This window comes from Fundidesulfovibrio terrae, from assembly GCF_022808915.1.
Lineage (GTDB): Bacteria > Desulfobacterota > Desulfovibrionia > Desulfovibrionales > Desulfovibrionaceae > Fundidesulfovibrio > Fundidesulfovibrio terrae.
The window spans coordinates 165,433-184,462 of the sequence record NZ_JAKZFS010000006.1; the positions used below are offsets into that span (position 1 = coordinate 165,433).

The window sequence follows — 19,030 nt, forward strand, 5'->3', positions numbered from 1 at the left end:
GCCTTTTTCTTCACCATATGACCACGGACACACCCGAAACGCCCGCCGCGCTCACCGAAACCTTCGACGCCTGCCGCGTGGGCGACGCTCTGTTCGCCCGCGCCTACGCGAAGACCGGCGACAGGGGCAGGGCGCTCATCAAGAGCTCCATCGCCAGGCTTTTCGAAGCCCGGAATCCCGGCGGCCCCGTGGCCGCCACCCTGGCTGAACGCTTCCCCGGCGGGGGCGTGCGCACGCAATACGTTGCCGCCCGTCCCTGGTTCGCCCTGGTGTTGGACCCCGAAACCACCTCCCCAGCCCAACTGGTAGCCGCCGTCATGCCCGCAGTGGCCGCGCGCATCCCGCTGGTGGCCGTGCTGCGGCCCAAGGGGCGTGGCCCCTGGCCTCATGCGCTGCTCACCACCCTTGAACTGTGCGGCGTGGAGCAGGTCTTTTCGCCGACCCTAGCGCAACTCGGGGAGTGCTTATCGGCTCTGCGTGAGCGGCACGGCGTGGGAGGGGTGGCCTGCCTGGGTTTCGAGCCCTTCTGGAACCGCGTGCGGCCGCTGTGCGCCCCGGCCTCCGCCGTCCATTGGCTGCGCGCTCCGAGCGAGATAGGGCTGCTGGACCAGGCGTCCCTGGAGTGGGATCGCGAGGCCGTGGCCTTCGCTCATGCTGGCACGGCCTTGCGCGAATACCCGGACGCGGCAGCGCTCGCGGCCGCCGGCCATGACGCCGTGCTGGCTCGGACCGGAGCCGCCCCCGGCGCGTCGCTCACCCTGGAACCTGGGTGCGAAACCCTCTGGGACTGGCCCGAGATGCCCCGCGAGCTTTTCTTCGGCCGCCGTCTCGTCTATAGCTGATCCCCATCATGGCTTCGCATAGTTCACCGGGCAATCCGGCTCCGGGCAGACCGGGCATCGGCGCGCTGCGCAACATCGGCATCATCGCCCATATCGACGCGGGCAAGACCACGCTCACCGAGCGCATCCTCTACTTCGCGGGCAAGATCCACCGCATGGGCGAGGTCCACGAGGGCACGGCCACCATGGACTACCTGCCAGAGGAGCAGGAGCGCGGCATCACCATCACCTCGGCCTGCACCACCTGTTTCTGGGCCGGACGCCAGATCAACATCATCGACACGCCAGGCCACGTGGATTTCACCATTGAAGTTGAGCGCTCGCTGCGTGTGCTGGACGGGGCCGTGGGCGTGTTCTGCGCGGTTTCCGGCGTGGAGCCGCAGTCCGAGACGGTCTGGCGGCAGTCCGAGCACTACCGTGTGCCCAAGCTGGCCTTCGTCAACAAGATGGACCGTCCCGGCGCGGATTTCCAGGCGGTGCTCGCCTCCATGCGCGAGAGGCTGGGCGCGAACCCGCTGGCCGTTCAGGTCCCCCTGGGCGAGGGCCCCGAGTTTTCCGGCGTGGCCGACCTGATCCGCATGGAGAAAATCACCTTTTCCGGAGAGTCCGTCAGGCGAGAACCTTTGAGCGGCGCCGAGCGCGCCCTGGTCGAACCCTGGCGCGACAAGATGCTGGAAGCCCTGGCCGAGCATGACGACGCCCTCATGGAAGCCTATCTGAACGGGGAGGACATCCCCGTGGAGACCGTGGTCAGGGCCGTGCGCGCGGCCACGCTCTCTCGCGCCGCCACTCCGGTGCTGGCCGGGTCGGCCCTGCGCAACATGGGGGTGCAGCCGGTTTTGGACGCGGTGTGCGACTTCCTGCCCAGTCCCGCCGACATCGCCCCGGCCCATGGGATCAATCCCTTCACCAAGAATGGTGTGGAGCTCCCCCCGGACCCCAAGGCCCCCCTGGCAGCCCTGGTCTTCAAGGTGCTCATCGAGGCCGGACGCAAGCTGGCCCTGGTGCGGGTCTACTCCGGGGTGCTCGCCGAAGGTGAGGACGCCTACAACTCCACCCAGGCCAAGACCGAACGCCTGGGGCGCATCTTCCATCTGCACGCCGACCAGAAGGAGCCCCTGCAAAAGGCCGGGCCGGGCGAGATCGTGGCCCTGGCCGGCATGAAGCTGCCGCGCACCGGGGACACCCTCTGCCGGAAGGACCATCCGGTGCTTCTGGAGAGCATTTCGCTCTACAAGCCGGTGCTGTCCATGGCCCTGGAGCCGCGCAACACCGAAGAGCTGGACAAGCTCAAGGAAGCCATGTCCCGCTTGCTCCTGGAGGACCCCACGCTCACCTGCCTCCATGACGACGATACGGGCCAGCTGATCCTCTCCGGAATGGGCGAGCTGCACCTCGAAGTTGTGCTCGAGCGCATCCGGCGTGAAAGCGGCCTGGCCCCGCGGGCGGGAAAGCCCCAGGTTGTCTGCCAGGAGACCATCACCCGCGAGGCGCGCGGCGAGGCCGAGTTCCACCGGGAGCTGGGCGGGCAGATGCACTACGGAAAGGTGTCCCTGTCCGTTGTGCCCATGCCCCGCGAGCACGGGCGCGAGGTGCACGTGCCCCTGGACCCCAAGGTCTGGCCCAAGCCCTGGCTGGACGCCGTGGCCGAAGGCCTGGAGGACGGGCTGCTCTCGGGGGCGCTGCAGGGATTTCCCGTGCAGGACGTGTCCGTGCGAGTGGAGGAACTGGGCAGGCTGGAAGGCCAGTCCTCGGCCGTGGGCTACCGCATGGCCGCGGCCCAGGCCCTCAAGGCAGCTCTCCAGAACGCCGCTCCGGCCCTGCTCGAACCCATCATGAACCTGGAAATCTCCGTGCCGGACGACTTCGTGGGCGACGTGATAGGGCTTCTGGGCTCAAAAGGGGCCAAGATCGAAAACCTTTTCGACCGGGCCGGGCAGAAGGTTGTGCAAGCGCTCACGCCCTTGCGCAAGCTCTTCGGCTTCTCCACCGAGCTGCGTTCCGCCACCCAGGGCAGGGCGGGGCTGGTGATGCAGTTCGCCCGGTTCGATCTTTTGGACTAGGCCATGCGCATACTCGGAGGAATTTACAAGGGGCGCGACCTGCCCACGCTTTCGGGCGACGGCTGCCGCCCGGCCATGGCCAAGGTGCGCGAGGCGCTCTTCAACATGCTCGCCGCGCGCGGGCTCGATCTTCCCGGCCTGCGGGTGCTCGACGTGTTCGCGGGCACCGGAAGCCTCGGCTTCGAGTGCTTGAGCCGCGGCGCGGCCTTCGCCCAGTTCGTGGAGGCCAACAAGACACTGGCCCGGCGCATCGCCGACAACGCGCGCCTGCTGAGCCTTTCGCCCAGAGCCTACGCGGCCGCTCCCTCGGACGCCCTGAAGCTTCTGGCCAAGGCTCCCCGTGAGCCCTTCGGCCTCGTTTTCGTGGATCCGCCCTACGGACGGGACCTGTTCCTGCCGGTGCTGGAACTGCTCGCCAAGAACCGCTGGCTGGGCGAGGAGGCGTTCCTCGTGGCCGAAGTGGAAAAAGACCTTGTCATCGACACCTGGCCCGACTCCCTCGAACTGGAGACGGACCGACTCTACGGACAAACCAGGATACTCATATGGACACACCGCAACCCCGGACAGCCGTCTACCCAGGAACCTTCGATCCCCTGACCATGGGCCACCGCAGCCTCGTGCGCCGCGCGCTCAAGGTCTTCGATCATATCGTCGTGGCCGTGGCCGAGCAGACGCCCAAGCAGCCCCTGTTCAGCCTGGAGGAACGCGTGGACATGATCCGCGAGGTCTTTGTCAACGAGCCGCGCATAAGCGTCGAGCCCTTCCACGGCCTGCTGGTGGACTACGTGGCCGAGCGTGGAGCCAGCGTCATCCTGCGCGGCATGCGCGCCGTCTCGGATTTCGATCACGAATTCCAGATGGCCCTCATGAACCGCCGCATGAACAAGGACATCGAAAGCGTCTTCCTCATGACCGACTTCAAGTGGCTCTACATCAGCTCCACCATCGTCAAGGAAGTGGCCAAGGCGGGCGGTGACTACGAAGGGCTCGTGCCCGTGCAGGTCATGCGCCGCCTCCAGGAACGCTTCGGCCCCCCCAACGGCAGAAATAAATGAGCCGCAAGGCCCTGTGCGTGCTGGGTCCAACCGGGGCGGGCAAGACCGAGGCGTCGCTGGCCCTGGCCGAGGAGTTCCGGGGCGTGGTGGTCAATTTCGACTCCCGCCAGGTCTACAGGGCGATTCCCGTCACCACGGCCCAGCCCTCGCCCGAGGAACAGGCCCGCTTTCCGCACCTGCTCTATGGTTTCCTGGAATGCTCGGAAACCGTCTCGGCCGGTGCTTTCGCGGAGATGGCTGCGCCCGTGGTCCAGGACATCATGGCCAAGGGCATGACCCCCATCCTGGTGGGGGGGACGGGGCTGTACCTGCGCGCGCTCCTGGACGGGCTGGCTCCCATCCCCGATGTTCCCGAATCCGTTCGGGCCAAGGTCTTCGCCGATTGGGACGAGCTTGGCGGGTTAGCCATGCACGACGCCCTGCGCCAGGTGGACCCCGACTACGCGGCCAAGGTGCATCCCAACGACCGCCAGCGCGTCACCCGCGCCCTGGAGGTCCACGCCGCCACCGGCCGGAGCTTCACCCAATGGCACGCCGCCACGGCCAAGGTCCTGGACGTGCCCTGCCTCAAGATGGGCATCCGCATGGACAAGCAGGTCCTGGACCGCCGCCTGGCCCTGCGCATCGAGGCCATGCTGGCCGCCGGGGCCCTGGACGAGATCCGCCAGGCCATGCGTGCCTGCCCGGATGCGAGCGCGCCCGGGCTCTCCGGCATCGGCTGCGCGGAACTGGCCGCGCACCTTCGCGGCGAAATTTCCCTGGACGAGGCGTGCGCATTGTGGCTTTCCAATACCAAGGCCTACGCCAAGCGCCAGATGACCTGGTTCAAGAAGGAGCCGGACGTGCATTGGTTCGGCCCGGGCCAGGCCGGGGCGTTGGTCGCCTTGGCCCGGAAATGGCTGGCTGAATGACTTGTCCCGTTCGCGCCAAGCCATCCGGCCAGTCCGTTCCCCGCGAAGCTGTAGGGGATTCCAAAGGGACTGGTCCCTTTGGCCGCCGGAGGCTTCTTCCCCTGACACCATGCCGCATGCCATGATAAAGATGCCTCAATGAACCGCCGCACCGCCCTGACCCTTCTTTCCTCCGCCTGCCTGGGCCTGGCCGCCCGTCCTGTCTTCGCGGCCCAGGACAAGGGGCAGGAACTGGCCTCCAAGGGCCACGAGCTGCTTCTCTCGGGCAAGCCCGCCGAGGCATTGTCCACGCTCAAGGAGGCGGCCAAGCTCGACCCGTCCAATCCGTGGGTGTTCAACCTCATGGGGCGGGCCGCGTACGCAGCCGGGCAATTCCATCAAGCGGCGGAGAGCTTCCGCATGGCCCTGCGCATCGATCCGGGCGACGGCTACGCCCGCATGATGCTGGACGTCCTGTCGCAACGCCCGCTCCCGCCCCCTCCTGTTTCAGGGGACGAGCCGCGTCCCTCGAAGCACAAACGCGCCTCCCAGATGGAGGAGGACGCCAAGGCCGAGATGGACGCTTTCGCCAAAACCGGCAAGGTTCCGGGAAAGCGCCTGATTCTGATCGATCCCGGGCACGGCGGAGCGGATAAGGGCGTGACCGGTGCATCCGGGCTGGCCGAAAAGGCCGTGGCCCTGGACCTGGCCCGGCGCGTGGCCGCCGTCGTGGAGGAGGAGAGCGGGGGAGGCGCCAAGGCTGTCCTCACGCGCGAGGCGGACTTCTCGGCTCCCCTGTGGACCCGGTCGGCCATGGCGGCGCTTTTCGGGGCGGACCTGTTCGTGTCGCTGCACTGCTCTGGGGCCGTGCCCGGGCGGGGCGGCGTGGAGCTGTACACCTACGCTCCCGAGCCGTCCGACGCCCAGGCGGCGGCCGTGGCGGAGTTCGAGAACGGCGTGACCCGTTTCGAGCGCGTCCAGGCTCCGCTTACGCCTGCGGGCATGTCCCAGATGGAACTGGTGGCCTCCTGGCAGGCCAGGCGGCTGGCCTCGTTGTCACGGGACGCGGCGGAACGCATCGCTTCCGGGTTCGAGTCCGTGAAGCCGCTGAATGGCGTCCGGCTGTGCGGCGCGCCGCTCAAGGTGCTCCAGAACGCGGGGCGTCCGGCGGTGCTCATCGAGTCGGGGTTCCTCTCCAATCCGGGAGAGGAGGCGGCGCTGGCGAGCGGGGAATTCCTGGATGTGCTGGCGCGATCGCTGGGGAAAGCCTTGACTCGAAGCCTGGGATGAGGTTTTCAAAGTCCTATGGTGTCAGGCTCAAGCAACTGGACCATACCCAATGTTCTCACCGTGGCGCGCATCCTGGCCACGCCGCTCTTCGTGACGCTTTTTCTGGACGGCGGCTATCTGGCCGCGCTCTCCATTTTCTTTCTGGCCGGGATCACGGACGCCCTTGACGGCTTCCTGGCCCGCGTGCTCAACCAGCGTTCGCCGCTGGGGGCGGTACTGGACCCGTTGGCGGACAAGATCCTCCTGGACACGGCTTTCGTCTGCCTGGGCCACGAGGGGTGGATATCCAACTGGCTGGCGGTGGCGGTGGTGAGCCGTGACGTGATCATCCTGGGGGGAGTGGCGCTTTTGACCTTCTGGGGGCGCGACATGCGCGCGAGCATACGGCCGAGCCTTGTGAGCAAGGCTACCACGCTCTTCCAGATGGCCATGGTCCTGGCTGCCTTCATCAGCGGCATGTCCGGCGGGGCCGGCGGACTGGCCTTGGACGCGCTGGCCTGGGCCACGGCCGGACTGACGCTTGCCTCGGGGGGGCATTACGTGGTCAAGGGGCTGGCCCTGTTCACCAACGCAGACGCTCCGGGTTGATTGGAGGCCGCGAAGCCCGTCCCGAGGCGTAAAAGAGATGGGGTTGCAAGGGGACGAAGTCCCCTTGGCCGCCGGAGGTTTCTCCGGCTTGGTTGTTCAAACCGTCTGGAAACGCGAATCTAGGATTTGTCCTTCTTGTTTTCATCCTTGCGCGAGGCGTCTTCTCCGGATTCGGAAAGCGAACCCCTGAAATCCTTGATGGCCTTACCCAGGCCCCGGCCGAGTCCGGGGAGCTTGCTGCCGCCGAAGAGGAGCAGAATGATGGCGAGTATGAGCGTGAGCTCCCAGAAACCCAGTCCGAACATGGTCTGCCTCCGGTGGATGTATTGTTTCGAGGCTACAATGCGCCGGATGGCCGGTCAAGGCGGGCAGGCGGCATGAGCCAGATCCTCAGGTTGCCGGCCACCGGCTGCCGGCATTTCATCCAGGGACGCTGCCTGTACGAGGAGCACCTCAATCCGGGGTATCACGGAGAGTACCGCTGCCGGGTCATCACGAAGCTGCAGGAGCTCTATGACTCCTTCCTGAACCAGGCGGACGCCTTCGGACTGGACGAACTCAAGGCTACGGACATCTGGGAGAAGCGGTTCCGGGAACTGTACCGGGAGGATACGGGTTGTCAGGGGCACGAACCCGGTGATATGAATGTGTTTCCAGGCTGCGTTCACTGCCTGGAGGACATCTGCGTGCCGCTTTTGCCGCAATGCGGCGGATGCTGTTCCAATTACACCCACAAACCCCGGTGACGGCACGACACATGAGCCTTACTTCCGACGATTTTCTGGTCAATGTCCCCGCCCTGCATCCCGAAACCACTTCCGGCACGCCTCAGGGCGTGCGTTTCCTGAATCCGGGGCTGCCGGTCCAGGGCGAGGCCGGGGTATTTTTCAGGCCGGGCAATCTGCCCATGGGCGAGGCCGTGGCCTCCGCCATGCTGGCCCAGTTCGCCCAACTGGCCCGCGAGTCCAAGAGGCTGGGTGACATCTCCGCCTTTGCCTCGGGCATCTACGAGGATTTCCACTCCGGCACCAGTTTCGCCATGCGCGACGAGATCCGGGCGGAGCAGTCCGGAACCAAAGCGGGGGAGGACGCCCGCAAGGCGCTGTCCAAGGCCCAGACAGAGCTGTGCCTGGCCTGGGCGCTGGAGGGCGTGTCGCTCGAGCTGGCCGGTCTCGAGGAAAAGCTGGACGGGCAGTGGGCCGTGTTCGAGCAGAGCCTGGGCCTGGAGGAGGACGACACCCTTGAGGGTGAAGCCGCGGCCCTGACCGGGGCCAAGCCGGACCTGGTTCCCGGCGGCCCCAGGGTGCCCGTGCCGTTGCTGCTGGCCTCGGTGTTGGCCTTCCTGCCCGAGAAAGCAGGACTTTTCTGCGCTGACCCAGCCGTGATCGCCGACTGGGAGGAGTACGGGGTAACGTTTGCCGCCGCCTCGGACGCGACCCTGGCCCGTTTCGGACTTACGGGAAGTTGGCGCGAAGCCGTGGCCCCGGGGCATCTGTTGTGCCTGTCCAAGAGGCCCGATCCATCCAAACCCTGGCTCGACCTGCCACGCCTGGTCGTGGCTGCGGCCGGAGACTAGCCATGCCTAAGATTTACCACGTCGCCCCGGGCAGCTTCCTGGAGGGCGTCAAGGGCGTGATATTCGACTGCGACGGTGTCCTGGTGGACTCCAAGGACGCCAACCGGATGTATTACAACACCATCCGGCGCAAGCTGGGCCTGCTTCCCATGACCCCCGACGAGGAAGACTTCGTCCACGCCCACGCCGTGATCCCCTCCATCGCCCACATCATTCCGGTGGAGCGCCTGGCCGAGGCCGAGGCGGCGCGCCGCGAGATCGACTACGTCGAGGAGATCATGCCCTTCACCTTCCTGGAGGAGGGGCTGGTGGACCTGCTCAAAGATCTCAGAACGCTGGGCCTCCTGCTGGCGGTGAACACCAACCGCACCGATTCCATGGAGATGCTCCTGGAGACCTTCGACCTGACGCATTTCTTCTCGCCGGTGGTCACGGCGGCCAAGGTCAGCCATCCCAAGCCCAACCCCGAGGGGGTGCACCGCATCCTCAAGGATTGGAACCTGACCCGCCACGAGGTGGCCTACATCGGAGACTCCGGGGTGGACGAACAGACCGCGCGCGCCGCCGGGGTGGCCTTCTGGGCCTACAAGAACCCCAGGCTCGCGGCCAGGGCGCACATTTCGAGCTTCGAGAGCCTGCGCAAGGAGTTCCTGTCCGACAGGTAGCTTCGTCCGGGAGAAAAGCCCTTGATTTGCGCGGGGGCGTGTGAGAGTCTGAACTCACCGTGGAATATTCGGTGTAGAACGTAACTACGAGGAAAAACATGCCTTTTGTGGGACCACTCCTCAAGACTATCGCGTTGATTCTGGATTTCGTCTTCGGCGCCTACAAGTGGATCATCATCATAGCGGCCGTCGTCTCCTGGGTGCGGCCCGATCCCTATCATCCGGTCATCCGCTTCCTGTACTCGGTCACCGAGCCCGTGCTCTACCGGGTACGCCGCTTGATGCCGTTCGTGATGGTAGGCGGCATGGACCTGTCCCCCATCGTGGTCATTCTGGCCTTGCAGTTCATCGGCCAGGTGTTCATCGTCGAGTCGTTGATCCAATTGGCGTTCATGATGCGTTAACCGGGATAGAGGCCGTGACGATCTCCAAGATCGACCTTCTGGGAAAGAAATTCAACCGCTGCATGCGCGGGTACTGTCCTGATGAGGTAGACCTGGTCATGCACGACGCCGCCGAGGCTCTGGGCGAGGCAGCCGACGAGAACCGCAGGCTCCTCGAACGGCTCGACGAGCTTGAGCGCTCCCAGCCCGGCCGCGCCCCTGAACCGGCCCTCTCGCAACCCCCCGCCGATATCCGTGGAACCCTGGCCGCCGGGCGCAAGATCGTGGTGGAAATCCATGAGAACGCGCGCCGCGAAGCCTCGCGTATCCTGGATGACGCCAGGATAGAGGGAGGACGCATCGTGGCCGATGCCAACCTGGTCAAGGCGCGTATTTTCGAGGAGATCGCAGACCTGCGCTCCCAGCGGGAAGCCTTCGAACAGGAGCTGCGCAAAATTCTGGAAGATCATTTCAGGCTGCTCGAGTCCTCCGGGACTCAGGCGGCCGGTGGCCCCGGCGGGGATTTCATCTTCGCCGACGGGTCTGAGGGGCGGGAATAGCCCGTGGGCCTGCCGCCCTATGCGGAGGCCGCCAAGGACGGATCGCTTCGCCTGCTGGTCTGGGTGCAGCCCGGGGCCAAGCGCGACGCGACCGCCGGGGTGGCCGACGGCAGGCTCAAGGTGAAGCTCAAGGCCCAGGCCCTGGAGAACAAGGCCAACGAGGCCCTGGTGGCGTTTCTGGCCAAGCTCCTGGGGCTGCCGCGGAGCGCCATGACGCTTTCGGCCGGGCAGACGAGCAGACGCAAGACGATCCGCGTTCAGGCGGGTTACGAGCCCGACTGGCGCGTACTGGATGAGGCCACAAGATAGGGTACCAACCTCAACAGGAGGCAACGGCCATGGACAGTCGCGATCTGGAGCTCATCAACAAGCTCGTTGATTCGGACGTGGAACTCAGGGCGCTCTATGATGAGCACGTGGCCTTCGGCAAATTGATCGATAAACTTGAGAGCAAGCCTTATCTGAATCCTACCGAGGATCTTGAGGTCAAGGAGCTCAAGAAGAAGAAGCTGGCCGGCAAGACGCGCATGCAAGGCATTCTGCAAAACTACCGCAAGGCGGAGGCGAACTAGATCATGGAACTGACCGGGGCCCAAATTCTCCTCGAGTCCCTGGGACGCGAGGGAGTTGACGTTATCTTTGGCTTCCCAGGAGGCGCGGTGATAGACATCTATCACCAGATTCCCAATTATCCCAACCTCAAGCACGTTCTGGTACGCCACGAGCAAGGCGCCATCCACATGGCCGACGGCTACGCGCGCGCCACGGGCAAGGTAGGGGTATGCCTGGTAACGTCGGGCCCCGGCGCCACCAATACCGTGACCGGCATCGCCACCGCCTACATGGACTCCATCCCCGTGGTGATCATCACCGGGCAGGTCCCGACGCCGCTCATCGGCAACGACGCTTTCCAGGAAGTGGACATCGTTGGCATCACCCGTCCCTGCACCAAGCATAATTACCTGGTGAAGGACATCACCAAGCTCGCCAAGACCATCAAGGAAGCCTTCTTCCTGGCCCAGTCCGGACGGCCCGGCCCTGTGCTCGTGGACCTGCCCAAGGACGTGCAGCAGCAGCGCTGTGTGTTCAACTACCCCAAGAAGGTGGCCCTGCGCGGCTACAACCCGCACTACGACCCCAACGTCAAGCAGGTGCGCAAGGTGGCCGAGCTTCTGTGCAAGGCCAAGCATCCGGTCATCTACGCGGGCGGCGGCGTGATAAGCTCCAGCGCCTCCAAGGACCTGACCAAGCTGGCACAGACCTACAACATTCCCGTGACGGCCACCCTCATGGGCCTGGGCTGCTTCCCCGGCGACGACCCCCTGTGGCTGGGCATGCTCGGCATGCACGGCACCTTCGCCGCCAACCACTCCATTTCCAATGCGGACCTCATTCTGGCCGTGGGAGCGCGCTTCGACGACCGCGTCACCGGCAAGCTTTCCGAATTCGCCAGCAAGGCCACTATGGTCCACATCGACATCGATCCCACCTCCATCCAGAAGAACGTGCGCGTGGACGTGCCCATCGTGGCCGACTGCCGCCTCTTCATGGAGGCTCTGAACCGGGAGATGGCCGACGTGGCCCAGCAGAAGGACGCCTGCGTCCCCAAGGACAAGTGGCTGGCCCAGATCACCGAGTGGAAGACCAAGCATCCCCTCAAGTACAAGCCCGCCGCCAAGGGAGGCCCCATCAAGCCCCAGTCCGTGGTGGAGGCCATCTACAAGATCACCAAGGGCGACTGCATCATCTCCACCGAGGTGGGCCAGAACCAGATGTGGGCCGCCCAGTTCTTCAACTACAAGAAGCCCCGCACGCTCCTGACCTCCGGTGGGCTCGGCACCATGGGCTTCGGCTTCCCCGCCGCCATCGGCGCGCAGGCGGCCTTCCCGGAAAAGCTGGTCATCGACGTGGCGGGCGACGGCTCCATCCAGATGTGCATCCAGGAGTTGGCCACCGCAGTGTGCTACAACCTGCCCGTGAAGATCGTCATCCTGAACAACGGCTACCTGGGCATGGTCCGCCAGTGGCAGGAGCTCTTCTACGACAAGAACTATTGCAGCACCTGCCTGGACGTGGCCCCGGACTTCGTCAAGCTGGCCGAAGCCTACGGCGCGGCCGGCTTCAGGGTCACGGAAGCCAAGGACCTGGACGCCACGCTGAAGAAGGCTTTCGCCACCCCCAAAGCCTGCATCGTGGAAGTGGTCGTGGACCCGGAAGAGAACGTGTACCCCATGGTCCCCGCCGGCAAATCCATCACCGAAATGATCCTGGTCTAAGGAGGACGCCGTGCGCCACATTCTCTCCGTTCTCGTGGAAAACGAACCGGGCGTCCTCTCGCGCGTTTCCGGGCTCTTCTCCGGCAGGGGATTCAACATCGAAACCCTCAACGTGGCCCCCACCCTGGAAGACGGGGTGTCCATCATGACCATCACCACCATCGGCGATGAGCAGATCATCGAGCAGATCATCAAACAGCTACGCAAGCTGGTCACGGTGATCAAGGTGGTGGACCTGACCGAGGTGAAGAACGTCGAGCGCGAAATGATGCTCCTCAAGGTCGCGGCCGAGGAGGGCAAGCGGGCTGAGATCCTGCGCATCGTGGACGTGTTCCGCTGCAAGGTGGTGGACGTGGGCTTCGACGAACTCACCATCGAAGTGACCGGCACCCAGGACAAGCTCACCGCGCTCATCAACCTCATGCAGCGCTTCGGCATCAAGGAGACCGCCCGTACCGGAGCGGTGGCCATGAGGAGAAGCATGCAGTAGGGCGGGGGGGATGCTGGGGGAAAGCCTCCGGCGGCCAAAGACTTGACTCGGGCCATCCTGGCCCTCGCCCTACGGGCGCTGCAAGCAGCGCCCAATTTCGCTCTCCTGCGAAATTGGCGCGCCCTTTGGGATCCCTATCGGGGATACCCGCGCGTGAATCAATGCCGTGAACGGGAGCCCGCCTGAGGCGGGCTCCCGTTTACTTGCCATATTGACGGATTTTGTCTAATCTCATCGTCCCACGATTACAGCTACCACCTCCCAGTGAGGCACATAAGGAGCCCCCTCAATGAAAGTTTTCTATGATGCCGACGCCGACCTCTCCCTTCTGAAAGACAAGACCGTTGCCATCATCGGCTATGGTTCCCAGGGACACGCCCATGCCCAGAACCTGCGCGACTCCGGCGTGAAGGTGGTCATCGGCCAGCGCGAAGGCGGCCCCAACTGGAAGCTGGCCAAGGAGCACGGCTTCGAGCCCATGGACGCCGCCAAGGCTTCCGCCGCCGCCGACGTCATCATGATCCTGGTGCAGGACCAGTACCAGGCCGATCTCTACAACGAGTGCATCAAGCCCAATCTGAAGCCCGGCAATGTCCTGGCCTTCGGCCACGGCTTCAACATCCATTTCAACCAGATCGTCGCTCCCGAAGGCGTGGACGTGATCATGGTCGCCCCCAAGGGCCCCGGCCACATGGTGCGCCGCGTCTACACCGAAGGCTCCGGCGTGCCCTGCATCGTGGCCGTCCACCAGGACGCCTCCGGCAAGGCCCTCCAGATCGCCCTGGCCTACGCCAAGGGCGTCGGCGGCACCCGTTCCGGCGTGCTGCAGACCACCTTTAAGGAAGAGACCGAAACCGACCTCTTCGGCGAGCAGGTCGTGCTGTGCGGCGGCGTGTCCGAGCTGATCAAGGCCGGCTTCGAGACCCTGGTCAACGCCGGATACCAGCCTGAGATCGCCTACTTCGAGTGCCTGCACGAGCTCAAGCTCATCGTGGACCTGATCTACGAGGGCGGCTTGGCCAAGATGCGCTACTCCATCTCCGATACCGCCGAGTACGGCGATTACACCCGCGGGCCCCGCATCATCACCGATGAGACCCGCAAGGAGATGGCCAAGATTCTCAAGGAGATCCAGCAGGGCGAGTTCGCCAGGGATTTCATCACCGAGAACCGCGCCGGCGGCCGCGCCCACTTCCTGGCCCTGCGTCGCGTCAACGCTGACCACCAGATCGAGGAAGTCGGCGGCAAGCTGCGCGGTATGATGAGCTGGCTGAAAAAATAATTGGTAGGAATACCTGAAAAAAAGGCCGTGGTCCTGGACGTGACCACGGCCTTTTTTTATAGGATGTCGAGAAGAAGACTTTTTCACCGGTGGCGACCAATGGCTTTACTCATATCCCCTAAGCCTCCGACATGTTCCGGCATGGCGGCTTATCTACGTCTTTTCATGGCGGCCGTGCTGGTCGTGACCGTTCTCGCAGGCCAGGTCCATGCTCAGGACAAGCGCGACGGGAATTACTGGCGCACCATCCCCGAGACGGAGAAGCTCGACATCATCCTGGGCTTTTTCGACGGCATGGCCCTGTCCGAAAGCCTCATCCACATCGTCGTGCGCGAGAACTATTCGCTGTGCACCGACGTGATCGAAAGCATCATGAGCCAAACGGACAAGTATCTGGACAACCTTTCCACCGCCCAGATAGCAACCGGCCTGGACACCTTCTACGAAGACGCCGCCAACCGGAAGATCCCCATTTTCTGGGGCATCTGGGTGGTGGCCCGACAGGCCAAAGGCGACAAGGACGTGGGGAAATTCATCAAGGAACTCAGGAAGGCTCATAAATGATCAACGCACCCGATGGCTGGGACCCGTCTCTCGACTTGGGTGTGCCGGAGATCGACGAGCAGCACCGCGCGTTGTTCACCATGATCGTGGAACTCGACGAGCGCATCACCCGGGATGAATTCGGACAGGGCGTCCTGGACGCCCTCCAAGGCATGGTGGCCTATGCGGCCACGCATTTCGAGGAAGAAGAGAACCTCATGCTCCAGGCCGGATGGCCCGGCGTCGACGCCCATCGGAGCATGCACGCTGATTTCATGCAGAAGACCTCCCTGTTCAAGGGAGAAGCCCTCATCGACAGCGAATGGACCTCGCTGGACGTGCTCAGGTACCTCCTGAAATGGCTGGTGAAGCACATCAAGCTGGAGGACCGGGCCTTTTTCTCCTGGCGCGGCGAAGGCTGACGCCGCAAGATACCCAGCGCGGGACCGTCGGACACAGCCGCCCAAGGCGGCTGGCCGTCACGGCTTGTCGGGCTCCGGCGTGACGCGCCTGCGTTCGCCCGATTGTCCCGTTTCGCCGGAGAAGCGCACCTCTACCCGTGCTCCGGGCGTGCATGCAGTGGACACCGTCCCCCCAATCTGGCGAGCCAGCTCCGTAACCAACTGGAATCCGAGAGTTTCCGACTCGCGGATGTCGAATCCTTCCGGAAAGCACATCCCATCGTTCTGCACCACGAGTACGGCCATGCCGTCCTCGCGCTTGAGCGAGATGTCGAGCACCCAGCCATGGCTGCTGGGGTTGGCATGCTTGAAGGCGTTGGTGATCAGTTCGTTCAGCATCAGCCCGCAGGGGATGGCCTTGTCGATTCCCAGCCGCAAGGGAGCCGCATCGACCTGTATGCGCACCGGGCCGGATTTTCCCCGGAAAACGGCGGAGAACTGCCCAGCCAGCACGCGGATGTACTCGCCCATGTCTATGGCCGAGAAATTGCCGGCCCGGTAGAGCTGCTCATGTATCAGGGCCATTGATTTGATCCTGCCCTGAAGGCGTTCGGCTCTGTCCATCTCGTCGGGTGATGCGGCTGCCTCGGATTGCAGGTACACGAGGCTGCTGATCAGCTGGAGGTTGTTCTTGACCCGGTGATGTATCTCCTTGAGCAGCAGATCTTTTTCCTTAAGCGAGCGCCTGATTGCGGCTTCGGCTTGCTTGCGCCGCTGGATGTCCTGCACGACGCAGATGAGGTAATCGGGATTATCCGACGCATCGCGTGCCCGGGAGACTGTGAGCCCCGTCCACACAGGGTCGCCGCTCTTTCGCAGCAACCGTATGTCCGCCATGCTTGCTCTTTCCGCTCCCGAAAGGACCAGCCGGAAGAGCGTTGAGCCGTCAGGGCGGTCATCCGGGTAGGTTATGTCTTCGAAGATGGGCGGAAGAGCTTCGCCAGGGCCGTATCCGAGGATGTCGCGGAATCTCTCGTTGACGAGCAGCCAGCGGCCCTCGCCGGAAACATGGGCGATACCCACGGCCGCCTGCTCGAAGGTGTCCTGGAAGCGTTGCTGGTTCTCTCGAAGGACGGCCTGGTGGCGGCTACGGTCCCGCAGGAGACCCTCGATCCTTGCCAGGAGTTCCTCGCAGGAGAAGGGCTTGGTTATGTAGTCCTGAACCGCGCCTCTCAAAAGCCTCATCCTGAGACTTTCGTCCGCCTTGGCGCTGAGCATGACCACCGGGACGTCGTCCAGCTCCCGATGGCGGCGCAGTTCCTCGACCATCCACTCGCCGCTGAAGCTGGGCATCATCACATCGGAAATGATCAGGTCGGGCTTCAGCTCCAGGGCCATGTTCAGGCCTTCGCGGCCGTCGTAGGCGCTGGCTATGCGGTAAGCGGGCTCCAACGCCTCGCGAATGAAGGCGTTCATGTCCGGATTGTCCTCGACAACCAACAGAAGGGGAAGGCCTGAGGCGGACTCCGTCGGCCAGCCCGGTCTGGAATCGAGGCGGGCCTGATGCTCCTCCACCGCCTGTAAGGCCAGTATCTCGTCCAGCAAGGCCGGGGTGTCCTGGATGTCTGTGCCGGGCGGCGCCGTCAGGGGCAGGGAAACGGTGAACAGTGCCCCTGCGTCGGGCCCGTCTTCCACCGTGACCGAGCCGAGATGCATTTCGGCGAATTCCTTGACTATGGCCAGGCCGAGGCCGGTGCCGCCGAAACGGCGTCCGCTGTCGCCCTCGACCTGACGGAATCGCTCGAACACGGCCTCGCGCATGTCCGGAGGCACGCCGGGTCCGTTGTCTTGGACGCGGATGACGGCGAACTGGCCGGAGGTGACAAGGGAAACGGAGATCGTTCCTCCGGGCGGCGTGAACTTGAACGCGTTGGACAGGAGGTTGATGAGGATGCGTTGACATTTGCCGGGATCAACCTGGGCGGAAAGGCTCCGGGGCGCGACCACAGTGAGGGCTATGCCCATCTCCTCCGCGAAGGATTCGAAGTGCGACGTCATCTGCCGCACCAGCAGCGCAAGGTCGCATTCGCCGTACCGCATGTCCATTCGCCCGGCCTCGAGCTTGGCCACGTCGAGCAGGTCGGTCACATGCCGGTAGAGCAGGTTGACGTTGCGGCGGGCGGTGGCCAGGGTGCGGGCGGTTTCCTCTGGGAGACCGCCGGCGGCCAGCACTTTGCTCAGCGGGCCAAGAACCAGGGTCAGGGGCGTGCGCAACTCGTGGCTGACGTTGGCGAAGAAATGGGACTTGAGTTCGTCGAGTTCGCGCGTTTTCTCGTAGAGCTGGGTGATCTTCTCATTGGCCTGCTTGATGCGGGTGTTGGCAGCCGCCACGTCCTTGGCGCGGGAATATATCTCGGCCTCCATCTGGAGCGCGCGCTCTCGCAGTTCTTCCGTCATGCGGTTCTGCTCAACGCCCTGCTGCTTGAGCCGGATGAAGTCGGTGATGTCCTCGACGCGGTGGATGATGTTGGCGAGCGACCCGTCCGCACGCAGCACGGGGCAGTTGTACGGGCTCCAGTAGCGTGCCTCGAAACCGCCGCCCTCACTCTCGGGCTTTCGGATGTCGTATTTCTGCACCGCCATGGAGTCTGGCTTGCGGCTGAGGAGAACGTGGTTGAGGGAGGCCTTCAGGTTCCGCACACCTTCCGCAGCCGGGTCGTCGGGGTTGTCCGGGAAGACGTCGAAGATGCCCTTGCCGAGGATGTCTTCCTGGCGGGTCATGGTGGCTTTGGCGTATGCCTCGCTCACTGCCACGATGCGAAGATTGGTATCGAGAACCAGGAAAAGGCCGGGGGCCGACTCGAATATGGCCTTGAAATCCGGCTCGGAACCGGAGTTATGGGCGGTGTTCGCTTCATGCTGCACGCGGTGGTTCGTGTTGCTCATACGTGAGGTCCGATTTTGACATTGAATGAACAATGCAAATCTGCTGCTGGTGTATCACGACCGAAGAATTTGTAAAGCTCCGAGGCCTGAATGAGAAGGGGGACGTTATGCGGAAACAGAAGGCCGCAGCGGTGAGTGCCGGTGCGTAACACACCGCTTGCAAATGAGAAAAAGCCAACAAAAGGGCTTGTGAATCCAGATGAGCAGGGGAGTGATGGCGGAGAGGGTGGGATTCGAACCCACGTGCAGGTTATTAGCCCACAACCCGATTTCGAGTCGGGCCCGTTACGGCCACTTCGGTACCTCTCCGCGCCGTGAAGGAAGGGGACCTTAGAAAAAAGCCGTTCTCTTGGCAAGCGCTCTTTGATGAGCGCGTATCAAATTGCTCCAGCCCACCCGATGACCACCGCTTCGAACGGTGGGGCTCTGCCCAACACCCCGGCTGGGCGCTGCCCTCCACCCGCCAAAGGGCTTCGCCCTCTGGACACCTTATTGCCTCGCGGGAGTCGGGAGGCGGTCCAGGTGGGAAGAAGGGGCCGATTGGCCGGCCGTCGTGGGTGCCGCCGATGCCGCGCTTCAAAGCAAGTGTTTACATCGGCGGATCGCCATCGCCGCAAGCGGCGATAGAGTGAACAGTTAATACAGGATGATGCGCGGCTTTGCGCGCTGATGTCCAGGTCGCGTCCGCATCGAAGGCGACGAAGCGAGAGGGGATTCCAAAGGGACTGGTCCCTTTGGCGGCCGGAGGCATCCTGCTCCTCACGCTTCCACCGTCCGTCCGGGCATTATTACTCGTCGCACTTTCGAGGTGTTATGAAGAAGTTGTCGAAAAGTTCGAAAAAGTCGTTGACGTTTTGGCTTCGTGCCCATAAAAGCCTCCTTCTGCCTGACGGGGACAACGTCTCGGGACGGCGGAAGTAGTTGAGATCTTTCACAATCGATCTTGAGTGCAGAGGGAGAGCGCCTGGCGGCGCCGACCGTTCCGGGTGAAAGTCCGGGGCGGGAAAAAGGTGAGCGACTTTGAAAAAAAGGAGTTGACCTGACGGCGGTCGGCGGGTAGTTAGCCCCTCCGCCTGCGACGGAAACCCGAGAGGGTGGTCGGAGCGGGCGCGGAGAAAAGGTTGACGGCAGATAAAAAAGTCGTTGACGCCGCGACCGGGTGGGGGTAGATAGCTCC

The 19,030-nt window shown here is 64.0% G+C and carries 21 protein-coding genes and 1 tRNA gene; 19 read left to right on the forward strand and 3 right to left on the reverse strand.

Features of this window, described 5'->3' with window-relative positions:
• Positions 1–17 precede the first annotated feature (17 nt).
• The 7 genes from ML540_RS17070 to ML540_RS17100 all read left to right on the forward strand — a co-directional run bounded on the left by ML540_RS17070 (position 18) and on the right by ML540_RS17100 (position 6,731).
• The gene (locus ML540_RS17070; RefSeq protein WP_243364312.1) at positions 18–842 is read left to right on the forward strand and encodes a hypothetical protein; all 825 of its coding nucleotides are present in this window, start codon (positions 18–20) and stop codon (positions 840–842) included.
• Positions 843–850: 8 nt separating this feature from the next.
• A complete protein-coding gene (gene fusA / locus ML540_RS17075) occupies positions 851–2,905 on the forward strand; it encodes an elongation factor G (RefSeq protein WP_243364314.1) in 2,055 nt (684 codons plus the stop codon).
• Positions 2,906–2,908: 3 nt separating this feature from the next.
• Positions 2,909–3,505, forward strand: a complete 597-nt coding sequence (rsmD, locus tag ML540_RS17080; RefSeq protein WP_243364316.1) for a 16S rRNA (guanine(966)-N(2))-methyltransferase RsmD — start codon at positions 2,909–2,911, stop codon at positions 3,503–3,505.
• Positions 3,451–3,963, forward strand: coding sequence for a pantetheine-phosphate adenylyltransferase (gene coaD, locus ML540_RS17085; RefSeq protein WP_243364318.1), 513 nt, complete (start codon positions 3,451–3,453; stop codon positions 3,961–3,963). Before rsmD ends, coaD begins: the two co-directional genes overlap by 55 nt.
• On the forward strand, positions 3,960–4,874 hold the full coding sequence (miaA, locus tag ML540_RS17090) for a tRNA (adenosine(37)-N6)-dimethylallyltransferase MiaA (protein WP_243364320.1): 915 nt from the start codon (positions 3,960–3,962) through the stop codon (positions 4,872–4,874). The genes coaD and miaA overlap by 4 nt, the downstream gene beginning before the upstream one ends.
• 138 nt (positions 4,875–5,012) lie before the next feature.
• Positions 5,013–6,143: an N-acetylmuramoyl-L-alanine amidase gene (locus ML540_RS17095; RefSeq protein WP_243364323.1), complete on the forward strand. Its 1,131-nt coding sequence runs from the start codon at positions 5,013–5,015 to the stop codon at positions 6,141–6,143.
• 15 nt (positions 6,144–6,158) lie between these two features.
• Positions 6,159–6,731: a CDP-alcohol phosphatidyltransferase family protein gene (locus ML540_RS17100; RefSeq protein WP_243364325.1), complete on the forward strand. Its 573-nt coding sequence runs from the start codon at positions 6,159–6,161 to the stop codon at positions 6,729–6,731.
• A 119-nt stretch (positions 6,732–6,850) separates the two neighbouring features.
• Here the strand turns inward: ML540_RS17100 and tatA are convergent, their stop codons facing one another.
• On the reverse strand, positions 6,851–7,036 hold the full coding sequence (gene tatA / locus ML540_RS17105) for a twin-arginine translocase TatA/TatE family subunit (protein ID WP_243364334.1): 186 nt from the start codon (positions 7,034–7,036) through the stop codon (positions 6,851–6,853).
• A gap of 72 nt (positions 7,037–7,108) precedes the next feature.
• On the opposite strand from tatA, the gene ML540_RS17110 reads away from it, so the two are divergent.
• The 12 genes from ML540_RS17110 to ML540_RS17165 all read left to right on the forward strand — a co-directional run bounded on the left by ML540_RS17110 (position 7,109) and on the right by ML540_RS17165 (position 14,928).
• Positions 7,109–7,477, forward strand: coding sequence for a hypothetical protein (locus tag ML540_RS17110; RefSeq protein WP_243364336.1), 369 nt, complete (start codon positions 7,109–7,111; stop codon positions 7,475–7,477).
• Positions 7,478–7,488: 11 nt separating this feature from the next.
• On the forward strand, positions 7,489–8,307 hold the full coding sequence (locus ML540_RS17115; protein ID WP_243364338.1) for a hypothetical protein: 819 nt from the start codon (positions 7,489–7,491) through the stop codon (positions 8,305–8,307).
• A 2-nt stretch (positions 8,308–8,309) separates the two neighbouring features.
• On the forward strand, positions 8,310–8,972 hold the full coding sequence (locus tag ML540_RS17120) for an HAD family hydrolase (RefSeq protein ID WP_243364342.1): 663 nt from the start codon (positions 8,310–8,312) through the stop codon (positions 8,970–8,972).
• 98 nt (positions 8,973–9,070) lie between these two features.
• Entirely contained in the window at positions 9,071–9,376 is a 306-nt protein-coding gene (locus tag ML540_RS17125; RefSeq protein WP_423747901.1) for a YggT family protein, read from the forward strand.
• Positions 9,377–9,390: 14 nt separating this feature from the next.
• Entirely contained in the window at positions 9,391–9,915 is a 525-nt protein-coding gene (locus ML540_RS17130) for a DivIVA domain-containing protein (RefSeq protein ID WP_243364346.1), read from the forward strand.
• 3 nt (positions 9,916–9,918) lie between these two features.
• Positions 9,919–10,224: a DUF167 domain-containing protein gene (locus ML540_RS17135; protein ID WP_243364348.1), complete on the forward strand. Its 306-nt coding sequence runs from the start codon at positions 9,919–9,921 to the stop codon at positions 10,222–10,224.
• 29 nt (positions 10,225–10,253) lie between these two features.
• Positions 10,254–10,487: a DUF465 domain-containing protein gene (locus ML540_RS17140; RefSeq protein WP_243364350.1), complete on the forward strand. Its 234-nt coding sequence runs from the start codon at positions 10,254–10,256 to the stop codon at positions 10,485–10,487.
• A 3-nt stretch (positions 10,488–10,490) separates the two neighbouring features.
• Positions 10,491–12,191, forward strand: a complete 1,701-nt coding sequence (gene ilvB, locus ML540_RS17145) for a biosynthetic-type acetolactate synthase large subunit (protein WP_243364351.1) — start codon at positions 10,491–10,493, stop codon at positions 12,189–12,191.
• 10 nt (positions 12,192–12,201) lie between these two features.
• Complete coding sequence (gene ilvN / locus ML540_RS17150; protein WP_243364353.1) at positions 12,202–12,681, forward strand: acetolactate synthase small subunit; 480 nt, start codon at positions 12,202–12,204, stop codon at positions 12,679–12,681.
• Between the two features lie 289 nt (positions 12,682–12,970).
• Positions 12,971–13,963 (forward strand): ketol-acid reductoisomerase, encoded by a 993-nt coding sequence (ilvC, locus tag ML540_RS17155; protein ID WP_243364355.1) that lies wholly within the window; start codon positions 12,971–12,973, stop codon positions 13,961–13,963.
• Between the two features lie 141 nt (positions 13,964–14,104).
• Positions 14,105–14,527, forward strand: coding sequence for a hypothetical protein (locus ML540_RS17160; RefSeq protein ID WP_243364357.1), 423 nt, complete (start codon positions 14,105–14,107; stop codon positions 14,525–14,527).
• The gene (locus ML540_RS17165) at positions 14,524–14,928 is read left to right on the forward strand and encodes a bacteriohemerythrin (RefSeq protein WP_243364368.1); all 405 of its coding nucleotides are present in this window, start codon (positions 14,524–14,526) and stop codon (positions 14,926–14,928) included. The genes ML540_RS17160 and ML540_RS17165 overlap by 4 nt, the downstream gene beginning before the upstream one ends.
• Positions 14,929–14,985: 57 nt before the next feature.
• Here the strand turns inward: ML540_RS17165 and ML540_RS17170 are convergent, their stop codons facing one another.
• Together ML540_RS17170 and ML540_RS17175 are read right to left on the reverse strand one after the other, a co-directional pair.
• Positions 14,986–17,853, reverse strand: a complete 2,868-nt coding sequence (locus ML540_RS17170; protein ID WP_243364370.1) for an ATP-binding protein — start codon at positions 17,851–17,853, stop codon at positions 14,986–14,988.
• A gap of 215 nt (positions 17,854–18,068) precedes the next feature.
• Positions 18,069–18,162: transfer RNA gene (locus ML540_RS17175), tRNA-Ser, on the reverse strand.
• Between the last annotated feature and the right edge of the window lie 868 nt (positions 18,163–19,030).